This is a genomic window from Bradyrhizobium sp. BRP19, assembly GCF_020194195.1.
Lineage (GTDB): Bacteria > Pseudomonadota > Alphaproteobacteria > Rhizobiales > Xanthobacteraceae > Bradyrhizobium > Bradyrhizobium yuanmingense.
Genome location: NZ_JADYVZ010000009.1, coordinates 81,086 through 100,874 on the forward strand (window position 1 = coordinate 81,086; position 19,789 = coordinate 100,874).

At 60.9% G+C, this 19,789-nt stretch carries 17 protein-coding genes and 2 pseudogenes; 17 read left to right on the plus strand and 2 right to left on the minus strand.

The window, feature by feature from the left end:
- The first annotated feature begins 626 nt into the window (after nt 1-626).
- From I6F36_RS24980 to I6F36_RS25000, 5 genes are all read left to right on the plus strand, one after another.
- Nucleotides 627-782 (plus strand): hypothetical protein, encoded by a 156-nt coding sequence (locus I6F36_RS24980; RefSeq protein WP_225133137.1) that lies wholly within the window; start codon nt 627-629, stop codon nt 780-782.
- Entirely contained in the window at nt 782-1,843 is a 1,062-nt protein-coding gene (locus tag I6F36_RS24985; RefSeq protein ID WP_225133136.1) for a toprim domain-containing protein, read from the plus strand. Before I6F36_RS24980 ends, I6F36_RS24985 begins: the two co-directional genes overlap by 1 nt.
- Before the next feature lie 330 nt (nt 1,844-2,173).
- A complete protein-coding gene (locus I6F36_RS24990) occupies nt 2,174-3,094 on the plus strand; it encodes a DUF2493 domain-containing protein (protein WP_225133135.1) in 921 nt (306 codons plus the stop codon).
- A 205-nt stretch (nt 3,095-3,299) separates the two neighbouring features.
- Nucleotides 3,300-3,677 carry a hypothetical protein gene (locus I6F36_RS24995; protein ID WP_225133134.1) on the plus strand — a complete coding sequence of 126 codons (378 nt, stop codon included), beginning with the start codon at nt 3,300-3,302 and terminating at the stop codon, nt 3,675-3,677.
- A 559-nt stretch (nt 3,678-4,236) separates the two neighbouring features.
- The gene (locus I6F36_RS25000; RefSeq protein ID WP_225133133.1) at nt 4,237-4,557 is read left to right on the plus strand and encodes a DUF736 domain-containing protein; all 321 of its coding nucleotides are present in this window, start codon (nt 4,237-4,239) and stop codon (nt 4,555-4,557) included.
- Nucleotides 4,558-4,851: 294 nt separating this feature from the next.
- Here the strand turns inward: I6F36_RS25000 and I6F36_RS25005 are convergent.
- A pseudogene (locus I6F36_RS25005) lies at nt 4,852-5,164 on the minus strand (caspase domain-containing protein); the annotation flags it as partial.
- 213 nt (nt 5,165-5,377) lie between these two features.
- On the opposite strand from I6F36_RS25005, the gene I6F36_RS25010 reads away from it, so the two are divergent.
- From I6F36_RS25010 to I6F36_RS25020, 4 genes and pseudogenes are all read left to right on the plus strand, one after another.
- Entirely contained in the window at nt 5,378-6,607 is a 1,230-nt protein-coding gene (locus I6F36_RS25010; protein ID WP_225133132.1) for a GTP-binding protein, read from the plus strand.
- An 823-nt stretch (nt 6,608-7,430) separates the two neighbouring features.
- Complete coding sequence (locus I6F36_RS25015; RefSeq protein ID WP_346656673.1) at nt 7,431-12,638, plus strand: DUF4082 domain-containing protein; 5,208 nt, start codon at nt 7,431-7,433, stop codon at nt 12,636-12,638.
- A gap of 696 nt (nt 12,639-13,334) precedes the next feature.
- Nucleotides 13,335-13,847, plus strand: coding sequence for a PilZ domain-containing protein (locus I6F36_RS40020; RefSeq protein WP_369424270.1), 513 nt, complete (start codon nt 13,335-13,337; stop codon nt 13,845-13,847).
- Between the two features lie 168 nt (nt 13,848-14,015).
- Nucleotides 14,016-14,197 (plus strand): annotated as a pseudogene (locus I6F36_RS25020) (DUF736 domain-containing protein); the annotation flags it as partial.
- Between the two features lie 63 nt (nt 14,198-14,260).
- On the opposite strand, the gene I6F36_RS25025 reads toward I6F36_RS25020, so the two are convergent.
- Nucleotides 14,261-14,488 carry a helix-turn-helix domain-containing protein gene (locus tag I6F36_RS25025; RefSeq protein WP_225133130.1) on the minus strand — a complete coding sequence of 76 codons (228 nt, stop codon included), beginning with the start codon at nt 14,486-14,488 and terminating at the stop codon, nt 14,261-14,263.
- A 210-nt stretch (nt 14,489-14,698) separates the two neighbouring features.
- Here I6F36_RS25025 and I6F36_RS25030 point away from each other — a divergent pair, with 210 nt between their 5' ends.
- The 8 genes from I6F36_RS25030 (at nt 14,699) to I6F36_RS25065 (ending at nt 19,386) form a co-directional block, all read left to right on the plus strand.
- Nucleotides 14,699-14,971 (plus strand): DUF2285 domain-containing protein, encoded by a 273-nt coding sequence (locus I6F36_RS25030; RefSeq protein ID WP_225133394.1) that lies wholly within the window; start codon nt 14,699-14,701, stop codon nt 14,969-14,971.
- 165 nt (nt 14,972-15,136) lie between these two features.
- A complete protein-coding gene (locus I6F36_RS25035; RefSeq protein ID WP_225172404.1) occupies nt 15,137-15,331 on the plus strand; it encodes a DUF6499 domain-containing protein in 195 nt (64 codons plus the stop codon).
- A gap of 79 nt (nt 15,332-15,410) precedes the next feature.
- Entirely contained in the window at nt 15,411-15,908 is a 498-nt protein-coding gene (locus I6F36_RS25040) for a DUF2285 domain-containing protein (protein WP_225172405.1), read from the plus strand.
- 133 nt (nt 15,909-16,041) lie between these two features.
- Complete coding sequence (locus I6F36_RS25045; protein ID WP_008561544.1) at nt 16,042-16,323, plus strand: AlpA family transcriptional regulator; 282 nt, start codon at nt 16,042-16,044, stop codon at nt 16,321-16,323.
- 22 nt (nt 16,324-16,345) lie between these two features.
- The gene (locus I6F36_RS25050) at nt 16,346-17,227 is read left to right on the plus strand and encodes a replication initiator protein A (RefSeq protein WP_225137062.1); all 882 of its coding nucleotides are present in this window, start codon (nt 16,346-16,348) and stop codon (nt 17,225-17,227) included.
- A 289-nt stretch (nt 17,228-17,516) separates the two neighbouring features.
- Nucleotides 17,517-17,981, plus strand: a complete 465-nt coding sequence (locus I6F36_RS25055) for a DUF2840 domain-containing protein (RefSeq protein ID WP_225137060.1) — start codon at nt 17,517-17,519, stop codon at nt 17,979-17,981.
- Entirely contained in the window at nt 17,978-18,490 is a 513-nt protein-coding gene (locus I6F36_RS25060; RefSeq protein ID WP_225137058.1) for a S26 family signal peptidase, read from the plus strand. The genes I6F36_RS25055 and I6F36_RS25060 overlap by 4 nt, the downstream gene beginning before the upstream one ends.
- A 209-nt stretch (nt 18,491-18,699) precedes the next feature.
- Nucleotides 18,700-19,386, plus strand: a complete 687-nt coding sequence (locus I6F36_RS25065; RefSeq protein ID WP_225137055.1) for a lytic transglycosylase domain-containing protein — start codon at nt 18,700-18,702, stop codon at nt 19,384-19,386.
- The last annotated feature ends 403 nt before the right edge of the window (nt 19,387-19,789 follow it).

Here is a 19,789-nt window from a genome sequence, read left to right on the forward strand (position 1 = left end):
ACGGCGCTTGCTTGCGCGCGTGCTGCTTCCGCCGCACCGGGCTCTCGTGAACCGAGCCGCTTTGCGTCTCGGCCATCCGGCTTCGATCCCTCGCGCAAGGAGATGCAGAGCTCCTCGCCGGGGGCACTCGGGAAAGGGGCTCGCCTGCGGCGATCGCTATCACTGCCCCGTTCCCGGGTGCCGCTATTGAACCGGTCTCGTCGCTGCACTCGGACCCGCGTGTCCCTTCGGGTCGCTATGCTCACGCTCTCCGGGTGCCATTTTGCGGCGAGGCGATGCGCTTCTCGCGCGCGCCTGGTTGGGCCTGCGGCCCTAAAGCACCTCAAGGCCAAGTCACGAAGAATGGAACGAAAGGTGGAGCGCGGCGCAGATTTCGCGTTCCGTCATTTGTGTGCGTGCGGCGCTCTCGCAAATCATGGAGATCGATTCCGCATGACGAGGCTGAGAGTAAGAGTGCCGGTCGGGTTTTGCCGTGACGGGTTACAGGCTGCGAGAGAGGCTCGCGGCGCCCGTCGCGGAGATCCGCGATGTCCAGACACTATCTTCGAGCGCGCGCCGGTGAGAACCGGACAAGCCTTTATGACTTGGGCGCTTGCCGCATCGAGCCGTCGGGATTCAACGATACGATGCGCGATCGCCTCCGCGCTTGCGGCCTCTTTGGAGAGATCATCTCCTGGAAGCTGCGGATGTTCGTGCCCACGGACGAAAGCGGCGTCGGAATCCTGGCGAAGGTGCTCGGCACCTACCTGGTCGCGCGCATCAGCGAACGGGAGGCCTCGTGATGTCTCGCGGGGCTTCCGAACTGGCACGTCGTCTCGCGCGCGAGGCGGAGGCGGTGTGTCGACACTATCTCTCCAATGGCAAGCGGGCGGGGCGGTACTGGGTGGTCGGCGACGTCCACAACACGCCGGGTCGCTCGATGTTCGTGCGGCTCCAGGAATCACCGAAGGGCCCCGCCGGCAAGTGGACTGACGCTGCAACCGGGGAACATGGCGATCTCCTCGACATTATCCGCGAAAGCCTTGCCTTGCGAGACTTTCGCGAGGTCGCCGAGGAGGCGGGGCGCTTTCTGAAGCTGCCTCGTTCTGAGCAGCAATCACTCCCGAGACCTGTTCGTCCAGTCGTGCCGGCTGGATCGCAAGAAGCCGCCCGTCGACTTTTTGCGATATCCGGTCCGATCGAAGGGACGTTGGTGGAAACGTATTTGCAACGTCGTGGAATAAGCCCAATCCACCATGGAGGCAGCTTGCGCTTCCATCCTCGTTGCTACTATCGACCAGACGAGCATTCGTCGACAGAAACCTGGCCGGCGATGATAGCATGCGTCACCGACCTCGACGGCCGGATAACCGGCGTGCACCGCACCTGGCTCGATCCAAACGGCTTTGATCGCCTGCGGCTCGGCAAGGCTCCGATCGACACGCCACGACGGGCCATGGGCGACCTGCTCGGCAACGCCGTTCGTTTCGGCGTCGTGGACGACGTGCTCGCCGCAGGTGAGGGGATCGAGACCATGCTTTCATTGCGCTACGTGCTGCCGACTATGCCTATGGCCGCGGCGCTCTCGGCCAATCACCTCTCGGCCATGATGCTGCCGTCTGGCCTGCGGCGGCTCTATATCGCCCGCGACGCCGACGCCGCCGGAGATGCTGTACAGGCCACCCTCACCCGGCGCGCAGAAGATGCCGGCATTGAAGCGATCGCGTTGTCGCCCCGGCTGGGCGATTTCAACGAAGACCTGCACATCTTGGGTCTCGCGGCCCTCCGAGCAGAGTTACGGCTTCAACTCGCACCAGAGGACGTCGTCCGCTTCCTGCATTCGTCGACGGTAGCCGCAAAATAGGCCGGTGCTTCGATCGACGTTGATAGCGCGGTCATAACGAGGCCATTGCCCGGAAGAGGACGCGACCTCGGCCTTCTAGAGGGCGATCGGACGGCAAGCGGACCGGGCCGGCAACGGCTACGCCCGGCTATTTTCCGCCGCGCGCCGTCGATGAGCAGACGCAACAGCCATCAAACCGGCGCGCTTTGCATCGCGAAGCAAAATAGCCGGCCTCCGCCATCCTCCGCTGCCGCTTCGGCCCTTGCGGGTGCTGGCCCGTTCCGCCCGCCGTCTGAGTGATCGCCACGAAGGCCGCGATGGGCGCGGCCGATCCGGCAAAGGGTCCCTCCAATGACCGACCACGACATTGAACCGCCGCACGCCTCTTCTCCAACTGACCACGTCCTCACCGAACTGCAGCTCTTCGGCTACCGTCCCTTCGACGACCAGCCCGACCCACGACCGCTTCCCGAGGGCAAGATGATCGCTGTCGCTGTCGCCGATATGTTCGACGCCCTGGTCGCGACGTTGAGCGACACGCGGCTCGAGCCGGACCTGGGCGATCTGCTCTGGTCGACCGTCAACCTGTTCCATCGTGCGGTCGACCGCATCGAACGCTATCTCGACGACAATGAGCAGGCGCAGCAAAAGAGCCAGCGTGAGCAGAATGGCTCTGAGGTACGGTCGGTCGAACTCGAGCGCTTGACGGCTGAGGGCATCACGCTGATCGAGCGCCGCAACTGCCTGGAGTTCTTCCGCGACCAAGCCATCGAACGCTTTGAAGCGCACACCGGATCTTCCTGGCGCCCTCGATCGGGATCGCTGCTAAACCACCGCACGCTAACGGCAGCAATGATCGACTCCCGCGACTTCATCGCAGCCAAGCGTCGCGCTGAAACCGAGGTCTTGTTGCCGGCAGGACCGAAGATCGCACTCACTGGCGGGCTCGATTTCAACGACCACCGCCTTATCTGGGACCGTCTCGACAAGGTCTACGTCAAGCATCCCGACATGGTCCTACTCCATGGCGGCTCGCCCAAAGGTGCGGAGCTTATTGCCTCCAAATGGGCGACCAATCGCAAGGTGCCTCAGATCGCCTTCAAGCCCGACTGGACAAAGCACACTAAAGCGGCCCCATTCAAGCGCAACGACGCCATGCTCGAAATCCTGCCGATCGGCGTGATGCACTTCCCGGGGACAGGAATCCAGGACAACCTCGCCGACAAGGCGAAGCGACTCGGCATCCCCGTCTGGAGGTTCGGCGGCGCGTGAGCGCCGTTTTCTCGACGCCAAGCCTCAGGGCGGAATTGCTCACGGCGCAACTCCGCCTCGTTTCAGTCTCATCTCAGCGCTGTGGTGGTGGTGGTGGAAGGCGCGACTGGTACATCTATGCACATGGAGCCACCACCATGCCCTTGGACTTGTACTTAGCACACTCCGCATTGGCTTATTCTGCTGTGCGGTCTTTGCGCTCGCGGTGTATACCCTGCCGTTTTTCGTCGCACTGAGTATCGGGATGACGGCGTTTCAGAGCGGCGCCGGCCTCCTTGGCGCGCTGCTTATCGCAACGGCCGGCGGTGCGCTGACGCTCGTCCTCGGCCAGGTCGCCTTTGCTGCTACTCGGTCCTCCGCCTTGCGCGTCCCGATCGCCACTGCATTCGCTGCTCCCGCCGCCGTCGCTGGCTATCATGTGGTGTTCGCCGTCTCCCATATCGGGGTGCCCTCGCTGGCATGGCGTGAGGTCTTCGCTTGCTTGGGCGCGGTTTGCATTGGTGTTACGTCATGGACGCGTTTGATGGTTTCGGCGAAGACCGGCCCGTTCGAGCCGGCCGGGGTGGTGGATAACCCGTCCTAACCGGTTCATGGCCCGACTGGATGATCTTTCCGCCTTCATCGTCGAACAGGTGTAAATCGGCACAGTGAGCGGGAGGTGGTCGAAACCTGAGCGTGGAGAGGCCGTCCTGCTCGGAACTCCTCGATCAAACTGCCGACGTTCGGTTTGGCCCACGCAGCCGCTGCAGGCGATCCTACCTCGATCGGCTCTTGGCAGACGGTGCCGCCCTTTGCAGCAGATTGTTTCTCTTTCCGCGCTGAATCGTTCCGACCGCTTGTTCAGCAAAACTGAGACAAGGCACGCTTCTCCAGAGATTGTGGTTCAGCACGCGGACGCACGTGGCCTCTGATGGCTTGATCGGGCCGAAGACCGGCTTCGCCTCGATCGTCTGAGCCGCAACGGCCGTTGATGCGACTTTCTTCCCCTGGGCTTCGCCCATTCCTCGCGAGACAAGAAAGTCGCCACAACGGCGTCCTCCGCTGCGCTCCGGTCCCAGCGGGTGCGTCGCCGATCGTCCTCGGCGCTAGATCGCCATCGAGGCCGCGGTGGTCGCGGGCTCGAAACAATCAGGAGAAGTGACATGGCTAACATCGGCTCTTTCAAGAAGGTCGGCAACGAATTCCAGGGCGAGATCGTGACCCTGAGCCTGAAGGCCAAGGGCGTCCGCATCGTCGGCGAGACCAACCGCTCCAATGACAACGCTCCCAGCCACCGCATCTATGTGGGTCGCGCGGAGATCGGCGCTGCCTGGTCGAAGCGTTCCGAGGAGGGCCGCGACTACCTCTCACTCAAGCTCGACGACCCCTCGTTCAACGTGCCGATCTACGCCAACCTATTCGACGACGAAGGCGGTGAAGGCTACACCCTGCTCTGGTCGCGGCCGCGCAAGACCGGCGAGTAAGAGCGCCCCACCAAGCCCCGTCCGACCAAATCGGGCGGGGTTTCTTCAGAGCTTCCACTTCACAGCAGCCTGGCCCATCCGCGAAACTGCGCTCTGTCTCTTGTAAGTCCGCTCATGGCGATAGAGCGGACCAGATATGCTCAGTTTGAGATTTTCGCATTTTGACCCGTTGCGGAAGTTGACGTGAGCTGTGCGGCCGCGCGGCTCAATCACACACTTCCGCTGTGCCCTCCCGCCGCGTACCCGTACGACAGTGCCTTCTGTCCGACAGCCGGACCTTACCAGCCGACAGCCCGGGATCAGATAATTGATGCAGTCCAGTTCGGTGCCATGCCCGGCGTAATAGACCACCGCGACCTCGGCATCGCGCGCCTTACTGGCAAAGTCGCGCAGCGTCCTGCGCATCTCCGAAACATTGAGTTCGAGCTTGATGTTAACATTATCGAACCCGGCCCTCCTGCATGCCGGCGACTAATGCGGCATCGTTCGTGGGGTTCGCCAGCTTCGCGCCGAGTTACCGATCACCAGCGCGCCGCGCTTTTCAGCGTGTGCGGAGCTATAGCCCAACCAGACCGCACAATATCAACAAGGCGATTAGCCGAAGCAGGCCCTAGCGCCGTGTCGGGAACACGGACGAACTTCTGCCGGCGGCGATTTGCTGATTTAATTGTTAGACCTGTTATTAATATTTTCATTATACTAATAACTGGCAGACTCGGGAGAGACAGATAGGTCTAAATAGTTGCGATGCGCGCCTGCAGCAGCACAACTTGCCTCCGTCAACGTTGTTTAGTTGGGACGTCATCGGCCGGGGAGACTTATGCAAGAGAGAGCAAGCGCCGCCAATCGGCTTCCGGTCACCGTGCTCAGTGGATTTCTGGGTTCGGGGAAGACGACATTGCTCAACCACGTGCTGAGGAATCGCGGGGGCCTCCGAGTTGCAGTCATCGTCAATGACATGAGTCAGTTGAACGTAGATGCGGATCTGGTTCGCAACAGTGGCGCGAACCTATCGCATACCACCGAAACACTCGTGGAGCTCAGCAATGGTTGCATATGCTGCACGCTGCGCGACGATCTCCTGGTGGAGGTCAGGCGGTTGGCCGAGGAGCGGCGCTTTGACTATCTTCTGATTGAAGGGACCGGTATTTCTGAACCTCTCCCTGTCGCGGCAACTTTCTCCTTTCGCGACGAAGCCGGCGTCTCGCTCTCCGATCTTGCGAAACTCGACACGATGGTGACCGTCGTGGACGCGACGGACTTGCTCGCCAAGTATAGCAGTCGCGATCTTTTGCGCGACCACGGCGAGCTACGTGATGCCTCCGACGTTCGTACGGTCGTCGATCTCCTAGTTGAGCAGATCGAATTCGCTGATGTGGTCGTCATCAACAAGGTGTCAGAAGTGACCGAGGCGACGCGAGCGGACGTGCGCAAGGTGGTTGCCGCGCTCAATCCCCGGGCACGCACAATCGAGACCGACTTTGGCGACGTTCCTCTCCACACAATTCTTAACACCGGCCTCTTCAATGAAGCCAAGGCTGCGACACATCCTCTCTGGAACAAGGAGCTGTACAATCCCGCTTGCCATGTGCCGGAGACCGAGGAGTACGGCATATCCAGTTTCGTCTACTTGGAAAGACGTCCGTTCGATCCCGTCAGTCTCTTGTCCTTTCTCAATAAACCCTGGCCAGGCGTATTGCGCGCCAAAGGACATTTTTGGCTTGCGACCCGTCCGGATTGGATCGGTGTCCTCTCGGTTGCAGGGATGCAACGTCGGTGCGAGCCCATAGGATACTGGTGGGCAACAGTCCCAAAGTCGACGTGGCCAAGCCATCCTAACGTCCAACAACACCTCAATGATCAGTGGGACAGCACTTGGGGCGACCGTCGTCAGGAGCTGGTGTTCATCGGTTCAGGCATGGACGAAGCATACATCCGAGCCTCGCTGGATGCCTGCCTTGCCAATTCGAAGAATGGGTTTGATCCCCAGAGCTGGCGCAATCTCAGCGATCCCTTTCCGCCCTGGCAATATCCTGATCACGTAAGCTAGGCGGCGCCGGGGCGCTTTGCATTTTAGCTACATCAAGACGGCCAGATGGCGAGTATGTGATATGAAAAATCTTGATATTTAATGTTTAATAAGTTAAAACGTGCGCTTTAATTCGGCGGAATTGAATTTTGGGCAATCATGGTAGCCGCTACGAGTAACGGTGCAACCGCAGCCGAAAGGCAGATCGAGCAGTGCGGCTTCCCGCTCGCCTACTGGTTCAGAGCCCCGCCTGTCAGTCCAAGATTGGCTCGTTCGCGAACATTGGAGATGTCCCTCCGACATCCACGTCATCGTCTAGGTGACGGGCATCAGAATCTTTCATTCACACTCTCCCATCTCTCGCGAGGATGTCATGAGGTCCTTGTACGAAAAGTCTGGCTTGAGCCAGTTGGCTTTCGGATTGCGGACTTGGCCACGGACCCTGCACCGGAGGAGCATTTGGGCGTCAGATCCAGAGGCTAAGGACGAACTGCTGCCAACGCACCCCGTGCGCAATCCGCTTGAAACGGACCTGCGCGCCTCAGATGCCACTGCACTATCTTTATCCAATTTGGCTTCGAGCGCCGAATTGCCGAGGGTAACCGCAGGATGGCGAACGCCAACCTCTGCGGCAGCCGACCAAACGACCTCAAATCCGGTCGTCATTCTTGGTCGGATTCCCTCGGCGGCCTTGGCTCCGAGTATCGTTGGATCGTCGGGGATTCCAGCGGCCGCGCAGGTTTGTGGTTGCGGCTACTTCATTGCTCCAACACGATTGCTCGATCAAAGTGCAGCCCACATCGGGCAGTTGCAAGGTACTCGTTTATCTGGTGGAGCGGACTTCGTGCTGACCGGCCAGACCGGAATCATGGGAGCCTCCACCAGTGCCGACATGCCATTGCAGCAGGTTACGCCTCTTATCAACTGGAACGCGCTGCCAGGTGGAGGAGAGACCGGTACCGGGACGGCAACCAGCCCAATTGGAATTCTGTCCGGCTCGGTGACAACCGCAAAGGCTCCCCCAGCCGGCCGGCAGGCCGCCACAACGGAGTCCACCAGCAGTCTCGCGGCTGCAGCGACTTCGACAAACCCAATTGTTCTCGAGAACCAGAAGCCGGGAAACCCACAAAGCGAATGGGATATCGTTGGCGCGGGCAGTTCGAATATCGAAGGTTTCGCCACCGACATCAGCGTCAATCGGGGTAACCGGGTCGACTTCAAGATCAATACGAATTCATCAAACTACCGGATCGACATCTACCGCCTCGGCTACTATGGCGGCATGGGAGCGCGAAAGGTCGCCACCATCCAGCACACGGGCGTGCAGAACCAGCCTACGCCGCTGCGCGACGCGGCGACCGGCCTGGTCGATGCCGGCAATTGGTCCGTCTCAGCCTCCTGGGATATTCCCGCCGATGCCGTGTCCGGCGTCTATATTGCAAAGCTCGTGCGCCAGGACGGAACTGCCGGCGCCAATCACATCCCCTTCATCGTTCGAGACGACAGCAGCACCAGCGATGTGATCTTCCAGACCTCGGATACAACCTGGCAGGCCTATAACGGCTGGGGCGGTGCAAATTTCTATGGCGGCAACGGTCCCGCGACCGGTCAAGGCGCCGGGCGCGCCTACGCGGTGAGCTACAACCGGCCGATCGCCACCCGCGGCAACGTCGGGACCTATGCCGGCCCGCAGGACTATTTGTTCGGCGCTGAGTATTCTGCGATCTACTGGCTGGAGCAGAATGGTTACGACGTCTCCTACATGTCGGGAGTCGATGCCGATCGTTACGGCAGTCTCCTCCTGAATCACAAGCTCTACCTCGACGTTGGCCACGACGAATACTGGTCAGGGCAGCAACGCGCCAATGTTCAGGCGGCCCGCGATGCCGGCGTGAATCTTGCGTTCTGGAGCGGCAACGAGATGTATTGGCGCACGCGCTGGGGTAACAGCATAAGCAGCGACGCCACCGCCTACCGCACCTTGATCTCCTATAAGGAGACTTTTTCACCAGGAGCGTCGATTGATCCAAGCGACCAGTGGACAGGAACGTTCCGTGATCCGCGCCTCAGCCCGCCGGCGGTCGGCGGGGGAATCCCGGAAAATGCCCTGATCGGACAGATGTTCCAGGTCGATGATGTCGGCCAAGGCAGCGGCCTCCAGTCAATCACAATTCCCTATGACGACGCTAACCTGCGCTTCTGGCGCAATACCAGCGTTGCCAATCTTCAGCCCGGGCAAACGGCAACGCTGACCAAGAACTATCTTGGCTATGAGTGGGATGAAGCGCCTGACAACGGATTCGATCCAGCCGGCCTGGTTCGGCTTTCCTCGACAACCATTCCGGTCAATACCTATCTGCTTGACTATGGCAACACGACCGGAAGTGGCGTTTCAACCCATAACCTGACCCTCTATCGCGCTCCGAGCGGCGCATTAGTCTTCGGCGCCGGTACGGTCTACTGGGCATGGGGCCTGAGCGACAATCACGACCTGGCGCCGACGCCGACCGATCCGCGCGTGCAACAGGCTATGATCAATCTGCTCGCCGACATGGGGATTCAACCGGGAACGCTCCAACCGGGGATGGTCGCGGGCACCGGCTCGACGGACTCGGCGGCTCCGACTTCCACCATCAACGCCCTGGCGAATTTCAGTGCCGGACGTGCGGTCACGATTTCCGGCACGGCAGCGGATGTCGGCGGCGGCGTGATCGCTGGCGTGGAGGTCTCGACCGATGGTGGGCTGAGCTGGCAGAACGCGATTGGCGATGAGACATGGACTTATACCTGGGCGCCGCAAGTTGCCGGGACCTACACGATCAAATCACGCGCGGTGGACGACAGCATCAATCTGGAAACGCCTTCGGCGGGCCGCACGGTGACCGTGAGCGCGCCGTCCTTCATCTCGCTCTTTCCTGGCTCGGCGACCCCCGCCACAGTCAACACGATAGATGCCAGCGCCGTCGAGCTCGGTGTGAGGTTTCAGACGTCGACTGCCGGCACCGTAAGCGGAATCCGCTTCTACAAGAGCAGCCAGGATACAGGCACCCACACGGGTGAACTCTGGACCAGCACCGGCACCTTGCTGGCAACCGCCACGTTTACAAACGAAACGACAAGCGGTTGGCAGAGCGTGACCTTCTCCAACCCGGTCCCGCTGACGGCAGGCACCACCTATGTCGCGTCTTATCACACGAACGTAGGCCACTACTCCTCCAGCGTGAACTACTTCACGAGCAATGTGACCAGCGGTCCGCTGACCGCCCTCGCCAATGGTAACGGCGTCTATACCTACAGCAGCAACAGGGCATTCCCGACCACCACGTTCCAATCGACAAATTTCTGGGTTGACGTCATGTTCAACCCTTCCACCACCAATTCCGCGCCGGTGGCTACGAACGATACCGGGCCGACCGTGACGCAAAATACGCCCATGACGATCACGGCGGCGTCGCTGATCGCCAACGACAGCGACCCCAATGGGGACGCACTAACCATAAGCGGAGTAAGCGCAGCGACAAACGGCACCGTGGTCCTCAACACGCAACCCAATCCGCAGAATAACAACATCACATTCACGCCCGCCGCCGGCTATACCGGTCCGGCCAGCTTCAGCTACACGATTTCGGACGGGCGCGGCGGTACGGCCACTGCCAATGTCAGCCTCACGGTGGTACCGCCCGGTGCGGCTCCCGTCAGCCTGTTCAGCGCGTCAAATACACCAGCGCAGATCAACCTCAATGACGGATCGCAGCTTGAAGTCGGGATGAAGTTCACGTCCTCCGTTGCCGGCCAGATCACGGCTCTCAAATTCTACCGCAGTCCCGGCGACACTGGTCCCGACGTCCTTGATCTCTGGACGTCGACGGGCACCCGCCTCGCTACAGCCAACTTCACCAATACGTCGGTCAGCGGCTGGCAGACCGTTAACCTGCCGTCCCCGGTTTCGATCGCCGCCAACACGACCTATGTTGCTTCTTATCACACCACCGGCTCCTATGTGGCCACCGGCAACTACTTCACCACGGCTGTCACCAACGGCCCATTGACCGCGCTTTCGACTACGACGGCCGGCGGCAACGGCGTCTATTCCTATGGTGGCACCAGCACGTCCGGCATCTTCCCGACCAACTCCTATAACGCCGCCAACTACTGGGTCGATGTTGTGTTCGCGCCGTCCGGCGGCGGCAACCAGCCGCCGGTTGCCAACAACGATAGCGGCTACACCACCACCCAGAATACCGCACTGACGATTGCGGGCAGCGCGCTGCTCGCCAACGACTCCGATCCCAATGGCGGCAGTCTCACAATCACCGGCGTGAGCGGCGCCGTCAACGGCACCGTCAGCTTCAACAGCCAAACCAATGTAGTTACCTTCACGCCGACTACCGGCTATACCGGTGCGGCATCCTTCAGCTATGCCATTGCCGACGGACAGGGCGGAACCGCAACTGCCACGGTCGGCCTGACGGTAAATACCGCAACCAACCAGCCGCCGGTAGCTAGCAACGACAGCGGCTACAGCACCACGCGGGACACGGCTCTCACGATTGCCGCGTCGGCCCTGCTTGCGAACGACACCGATCCGAATGGCGACCCGCTGACGATCACGGGCGTGAGCGGCGGCGTCAACGGTACCGTCAGCTTCAATGCCCAGACCAATCGCGTCACCTTCACGCCGACCACCGGCTACACCGGCGCTGCATCCTTCAGCTATGCCATCTCGGATGGTCGCGGCGGCACCGCAACTGCAACGGCTAATTTGACAGTGACCCCGCCGACAGTGAGCCTGTTTTCAAGTTCCGACACGCCGGCCATTCTCTCGGATCCTGACGCGGCCCAGGTCAATCTCGGGGTGCGTTTCACGTCATCCGCGGCCGGCACCATCAGCGGCATCAAGTACTACAAGGGTACCGGCGACACCGGCACCCATACGGGGTCATTATGGAGCAGCACGGGCACGCTGCTCGCGACCGCGACGTTCACGAACGAAACCAGCAGTGGATGGCAGACCGTCATCTTCAACAATCCGGTTTCGATCGCCGCCGGCACGACCTATGTGGCAAGCTACCACAGCAACGGGCACTACACGTCCACGAGCAACTACTTTACGGCCCCGCGCGTCAATGGTCCGCTCACAGCGCCCGCCGGCAACAATGGCGTCTACACCTACGGCACCGGCAATCTGTTCCCAACCAGCACCTTCGGGGCCACCAACTACTGGGTGGACGTGATGTATAGCCCCGCGAGCGGTGTCAACCGGCCACCAGTCGCGGCGAATGACTCCGGGTTCAGCGCTACTCAGAACACTGCGATCTCGATCCCGGCTTCGGCATTGTTGGCCAACGACACCGATCCCGACGGCGATGCCCTGACCATCACGGGCGTCAGCAACGGCGCCGGCGGCGTCGCGAGCTACAACGCGCAGACCAGCACCGTCACTTTCACCCCGAACTCCGGATATACGGGACCGGCGTCATTCACTTATGCAATCTCTGACGGTCGAGGTGGGACGGCAAGCGCGTCCGCCTCTCTCAACGTCAACGCAGCATCTGCGAGCATCGTAAGTCTGTTCAGCAATAATCCGACGCCGAGTGTGGTATCGGTCAATGATCCGAATTCGGTGGAGCTTGGGTTCAAATTCCGGGCGTCGAGCGCCGGCGATGTCACCGGGCTACGCTTCTACAAGGGCCCGTCGAACACCGGCACTCACACTGCCAATCTCTGGAGCAGCACCGGCACCCTGCTGGCCACCGCCACCTTCACCAACGAGACGGCGAGCGGCTGGCAGCAAGTCAACTTCGCCACACCGGTGACGATCACGCCAGGGCAGACGTATGTTGCATCCTATCATACGTCGGGAAACTACTCCGCCGATCCCAACTTGTTTAGCTCGGCGGTTAGCAACGGACCGCTGACTGCGCCATCCTCGGCTTCGAGCGGAGGCAATGGAGTGTATGCATATGGATCAAACAGCCTCTTCCCAACCGACACTTACAACTCAACGAGCTACGGTGTGGACGTTCTGTTCCGCCAGCAACTGACTGGCTAACGGGGGCAGCGCCCGTTTGCGTAGCGACTACGGTCAGATGGCAAGGACGCAATGCGGAGTACGCTCCATGACTTCAGTCGATGAATCATTACACTAGCTTATCCGAAATTCCTCCCACCGTGTCTCCACTAGAGCGCGGGTTGCGGTTGGTGCCGCAAGGGTCGCCTGAGTCTCGTGTCGGCTACTGCATCGGGATGTTTTTGCAGATTTTGATATCAGGTCTCCTGCCCAAGCATCGCGATCGGCCTTACCCGGCGGACGGCAAAAGTTCTGGATCAAGGTGAAGAACCGCAGCCAATCCAGCGATGGAGCGCGAGTTGTAACGCGCGAGACTCCGGGCGGACGGTAGACATAACCGACGCCCGGTATCGCAAGTCAGTTTGGAAATGACATTACGCCCGAGCAGCGGTTTCTCAACAGGCGGCTTGGTTCTACACAGTCCGGGATCGCAGATCATTTCTGGATGGCTATGCGTTGGTACCTCGATGCAAGGACCTACAACTCCGCATAACGTGTGCTCAACCCCTTGCGGAAAAGCGAGGCGTGACTGGCTCTGCATGTCTCTTTCTGGGCGCTGCGAGGCCATTGCTGGCGCAATGGAAAGGGCGGAGAGCGCGACGGCAACCGCCAACGATATGGTCTTGAACATGTCTCTGACCCTTTGATGTGGTCGCTTGCGTCTGTGCAAGCCGCCGCATGGTGTGGGACCGGAACGTCTTCGTCCGTGAACCGCGTCACGGTGGCCGCCCAGTTAGCCCCGATATAGACGATGGCGCTTTAGAGGGGGGCACATGCGACGAAGGGACTTCCTTGGGCTGGGCGTTTTTGGCACTGCAGTCGGATCGACATTGTTTGGTTGGGACACAAGGGCGCAACCTGCGCGAAAACGTCCGCTCATCAAATGGGCAGGAGCTGCACCTCCGGGGGTCACCTCCTCTCATTCATGATAGACTTGGTGTTCGGCAATTCGCTAAGGGGCTCTCGAACCACTTTCGTCGCATTCTCAAGGGCGGCCAAATTGTATTCGGCTCACTTTCGGTTGATTGCATCGTTCGCGATATCTCCGCGACGGGTGCCCGCATCCAAGCGCGGGGCCCGTTTTGGTTTCCTGACAGCTTCGTGCTCGCGATAGCCTCGGATGGCACTTCTAGGCCCTGCCATATTGTTTGGCGAAAGGACGGTCAGATCGGCGTAGCTTTCTACGCGTAACGCCGCATCAGCTAGAGATCCTCATCCTTTCGAATGTCGCCTTTTGGCCCATCTGCGAAGTTGCGCCACCTCTGACAAGGGTCCGCTCATCGCTGCAGAGCGGACCAGATTGCGCGATCCTTAGCTTTTTCACACAGCAAGGATAAAAACGCGAAGTTCTCAGGTTGCTATGTGAGTCGCGCGGAGATCGGCGCGGCCTGGTCGAAGCGTTCCGAAGAGGCCACGACTACCTCTCGTTCAAGCTCGATGACCCCTCGTTCAACGCGCCGATCTACGCGAACCTGTTCGATAACGAAGGCGGCGAGGGCTACACCCTGCTCTGGTCGCGGCCCCGCAAGATCGGCGAGTAAGAGCGCCCCACCAAGCCCGCCCGGTCCCGCCGGGCGGGCGATTCGCGGTCGGCCTAAAGGGGCTTACGATTTGCTAAGCCGCGCAGCCTTTTTGAGCAGGTCCGCCGGTTCGACCCCCAATGCTTCAGCAATTTGTCCAAGCACAGTGACGCTTGCTGATACATCGCCGCGCTCGATGGCGCCGACGTAACGGGCGCTCAAACCCGCGCGCTCGGCCAGCTCCTCCTGCGTCATTCGTAGATCGTGGCGTTTCCGACGCAGGTTCACAGCCATGATCTCTTTGAGATCCATGGCGATATGGGAACTGAGCCGGAACGATCGTTCTAGGAACGATCGTTCCTATTCGTGTGCGAGCATGCTATCGAGTGTGACGACGCTACGCGCGCGACCGAACTCGGCCGCCGATCTACCGAACGAATATTCAGGCTTCCAACGGGAAGCGGAGGTCTGGATTGCGACCAAACCATGGCGTAGCTTATAGGCGTTCTAAAAGCGGGTATGATGCAGAAGCCATCCCTAGATCCAGACGTAGCTGACAGTGCGCCGAACGAGCCGCTGCCGACGGCCTATGACGAGCAGCATGTCGTCACGTACATGCGCCTCCTGCAGGCGGAGGGCGAGGGGGCGGACTGGCGCGAAGTGACTCGAGTAGTCTTGCATATGGACCCAGAGCGAGAGCCGGACCGTGCGCGGAGCGCATATCAGAGTCATCTTGCGCGCGCCAAATGGGTGACTGAGCAGGGACGCCTATTGCGCGGCACCGGCTCCAAATAGAAGAAAATCACCGGCTGGCGACTTGCAGGCAGAACTATCTTCTTTTGCTGATCGGTGGTCATTCCGGTGCACCACGTGGTGCCAAACGAGGGTCTTCCTACAACCGCCTCGTTCATACCTATTGCGGCGCAATCGTTGTTAGCAGCGTGCAATGGGGCGGAAGCAATGCCTGAATTCGACTGGCGGTCGCCGGAATCCTACAAGAGACTACAAGACGCGGAAGTCACCGACATCGCCTGGGAATGTCTCCGCCGCAATGCCGACTATCGGCGTGAGTACGAGGTGATGATTGCCAACAGTCCGAACGGCGAAGTGACTGACGAATTCAGGAGGAAATGGGCCCTCTGCTTTCGCCCATGACCCGCAGAGGTCCTTCGACGAGCAGACGATCTTTTGGACGCCTGAGGTTTTTGCGGCCGTCGTTCCGGTCAAGGTCGCAATGGCCGACGACGTCGGGGCGTCGTATCAGCCACTGCTCGACCTTACAGCAGGTGAGGTGCGCCGCGCCGTCGACGGGTGGCACGCCGTGCTGCGCATTGGTGCAGTAGATCACCGTGTCTGGTCCAAGGACCCGCTGGTGCTTGGCGCGTCATACTCAGCCGAACTGCCGTTTGATGGCGATTTCGACGCGCGTGCCTATGCAGCCCGACGGCTTTGTCGTGCAATAAATGGGCGCGTGCCAGGTCCTGCCTTTCACCAACTATCTAAACTGCGGCGCGAACGTCTGAGCGCCGCGATCCGAGCGCTCGATGCGCATAGCGCCGGCGGCAGTTATCGCGTTATCGCCGAAGCGCTCTTCGGGAAAAAGCGCATCCCCGATCGGGCCTGGAAGACGCATGATCTGCGCAATCGAACAATTCGATTGGTGCAAGGCGGCCTCGCGTTGATGCGCGGTGGTTACCGCAAACTCCTGCGGTCCCGGCGCACGGACGAGTAGCACGGACCCCAAGGGATGCCGAAAATCGCATCCCCAACATTCGGCATCCCCCTCCGAGAACTTGCTTCTCCATGATGACCGCACACACGCCGGCCTAGCCAAGCGTAGTGCGCTGTCCTCCTGGAGTTCTCAAATGCCCGATCCGATGGCCGGCCTTCCCCCACGATTCCTGCGTACACCTGAGGCCGCGCGCTATCTTGGCCTGTCCGGTCGTACGCTCGAGAAGCACCGCACATACGGCACCGGCCCCACCTATCGGAAGATCGGCGGGCGTGTCGTCTACGCTGTCGATGACCTGAAAGCTTGGGCCGATCGGGGCGCCAAGACGTCGACCTCCGACCCCGGGAAGGGAACGGTGCTGCCGGCCAAGAAGCATCCCGCGCTGCGCCCGTATGCGGGTCAGGAACGTCGCTGATAGCCGCCTGAGAGCAGTGACTATGCGGCGCAAACACCATTCAGAGCGCGACCAGCTTGAGCTCTTTCGGGCGCTGCCCGGCAATCTTGCGCCGCGCGACGCGCAGGATCTGATGGCTTACCCGTTCTTTTCGCTCGCCAAGACGAAGCGTGTGGTGCCGATCGATTTTCGTGCCGGTGCGATTGCGATTCGTGTCGAAGCCGTGCCGGAACACGGCATGGCCACCATCTGGGATGCGGACGTCCTGATCTGGGCCGCGTCCCAGATCGTCGAAGCCCGTGACGCCGGGTTGAAGACGTCGCGCCTGATGGCTGCGACGCCTTACGAGATTTTGACGTTTGTCGGCCGGGGCACGAGCGCGCGTGACTATGACCGCCTGAAGGCCGGTCTCGACAGACTTCAGTCAACGACCGTGCTGACGTCGATCCGTCAGCCGGCAGAACGACGGCGACACCGCTTCTCCTGGATCAACGAGTGGAAGGAGACATCCGATGCAAACGGACGTCCGTTCGGACTCGAGCTGATCCTGCCGGATTGGTTCTACGCGGGCGTCATCGACGACGCGCTCGTGCTGACGATCGACCGCGCCTATTTCGAGCTCACAGGCGGGCTTGAGCGCTGGCTTTACCGCCTCGTGCGCAAGCACGGCGGTCGGCAGGATGGCGGCTGGAGCTTTGACCTTGTGCACCTCCATGCCAAGTCCGGCATCCTCTCGCCGCTCAAGCACTTTGCTTACGACGTACGTCAGATTGTCCAGCGCCAGACATTGCCCGGCTATCAGCTCGTGCTCGCGCGCGATCCTGATGGCACCGAGCGGCTGAACTTCGCGCCCGCGCCTGTTGATCCCTTAACGGCACGCCTGCGCCGGCGCGGTCTCATCCAAATTCGAAAGGACAACCTGTGAATCAGCTCTTGCTATCGGGGACCGCAACCCTCGTGCTATCGGGGACCCGATCCTCGTGCTATCGGGGACCGGAATCGGACTTAACCGCTTGTTTGTCCGCGCTTTCCGGTCGCTCTAACTTTACTAACCAGAAATCCTTCGGATTTCTTCTAACGGACCAGGCCGACAGCCGCATTGGCGGAGCCCTCCAACGGCAGTCCGACAGGCCAGCCTGCCTTTGCAGGCCACATACACTCTCGACCAAGCACCAAACTCGCGGCCGCCAGCTCCAGCGTCAGGGAGCGGCATCATGAGCGACCTCACGGAAGTTGAAGTGTTGTGGCTCGAGAAGCGCATCGAAAACCGGATTCGGTTCGGTCGTATCGTCAAGGAACGGAAGCTTGATCGCCATCGGCGTGTCCTGTCATTCGCGCCAGGGAGCATCTTTGCCTTCATCCGGTGGACCTCCAACGACTTTGGTACGATCATTTCGCGCATCGACATCTTGCGCGCGGTCACACCGGGACAGCGCTGCTCGACTGTCCCTTATGTGACACCCGGTGGAGAGATTTTGCTGCGGCTCTCAGGCTGGCCGAAGGTCGAGCGCGTGCTGCAGATGATCGATGCCGTTGAGGCACTCGGCATCGATCCGGCTGACGTTGCTATTGACCATTGGCATCACGTTCACAACCGCCTGTCCGTCAATGAAAACCCGCGGCCCTACACGAAAGCGCGACACCAGGCCTGGCTTCATCGCCAAAAGGTGATGCGATGACGGGCCGCATGAAGACGCTGACCGCGACGATTGGGGTCGCTGCTGCGCTCGCCGCGACGATCGTCCTGGAGCCGCTTCCGCTTTACATCTGGAACGGATCCGCGAGCGTGCCGATCGGTCTCTACCGGCTCCGACCGGCGGACCAATTCAAAGTCACTGAATTGGTCGCCGTGCAGCCGCCGGAGCCGCTCGCGATTTTTCTCGACCTTAACGGCTACTTGCCCATTGGCCTCCCCATGCTGAAGCGCGTGCTTGCCCTTCCTGGGCAGACCGTTTGCAGAACCGGCCTCACGATTTCGGTCGATGACGTCGCGGTGGGCGAGGCGATGGACCGCGACGGACGCGGCCGGCCGCTGCCGAAATGGCAGGGCTGTCGCGTCGTCGGCGACGGCGAGCTGTTTCTGATGAATTGGCAGTCGGACGGCTCTCTCGATGGCAGGTATTTTGGATTCTTGCCTGCGTCGGCGGTGATCGGCCGTGCGATGCCCGTGTGGACGTGGGAGGAGTGATCGTGCGTGTTCCACGCTCTTATCCCGCCATTAATCTGTTCGATCGATCGCGGGATCATTCCTCCGTACCGGCCAAAACTGGCGGAGCCGACGCGCGCCGCGGCAGTCCAAGGCGGCCGCATGGCCGGCGCGAAGCGGCTTTGCCCTGGACGGGAGCGAGCACGACGACAGGCTTGGCTCGGTCGGGCCTGCGTGGTTGGGCTGTCGCGTTGCTGCTGCTTGTTTTCGCAGCCTCGGACAGTGCTGCTCTGGCCGAGAGTGGATCGGCGTTAGCTCAAGCGGCTGCTCAAGTAAGCAACCCGTATGCAGAGTTCGTCGATGAAGCCTCGAAGCGTTTTGCAATTCCGGTGAACTGGATCGTTTCAGTCATCAGCATCGAAAGCGCTGGAGACGTGCACGCCAGATCGACAAAAGGTGCAATGGGCCTGATGCAAATCATGCCGGCGACCTGGGCCGAACTTCGGGGGCGCTACAATCTCGGGAACGACCCGTACGACCCGCACGACAACATTCTGGCCGGCACAGCTTACTTGCGCGAACTGCTCGATCGGTATGGCTCGCCTGGCGTGTTTGCCGCGTACAATGCGGGGCCAGCTCGCTATGAAGAGCATCTCGCAGGCGGCTCTTTGCCAGACGAGACACGAGCATACGTCACAAAGCTTGCAAATCTGCTTGCCGTCGCACTTCCGCCGAGGTGGACCTCCAGCGGCGAGTCATCAGCAGCTCCGACGCTATTCGTCACGCGATCCGGTCTCATGAAAACACGCGATCGGTTGCCGGCGCTCATGCCGTCGAGCGGCGTCACGACCGCAATTTCGGCGCCCGATGTTTCGCACATGGTTCCCCCGTCAATTGGCGTGTTCGTCCCTCGATCGGATTCGGGAGCATCGCAATGACCAAGTGTGCGGGTTCGCAAGCTTTGGTGTGCTTCACCAAGCAGGTGCCGCGTGCTGATGGCGTATGGGCGATGCCTTCGGCCCGCGCTCTACTCGTCGCTTCGCTCCTCACCGAGCCACCCTACGGGTGTCTCGGCCCTCCGGGTAACGATCGCTATCGCAAGCGCGCGGAAGCACTGGGGGCTACGCGAGTTGGCTGCGAATTCGCGGCGGCTCTTTCCGCGACCGGGAGACCACGACGGCAGGACGGGCACATGGTTCTCTCGGCCAATTGGCGTGTTCGTGCCTCGATCGATTCGGGAGCATCGCAATGACCAAGCGTGCGGGTTCGCAAGCTGACGGCGTATGGGCGATGCCTTCGGCCCGCGCTCTACTCGTCGCTTCGCTCCTCACCGTGCCACCC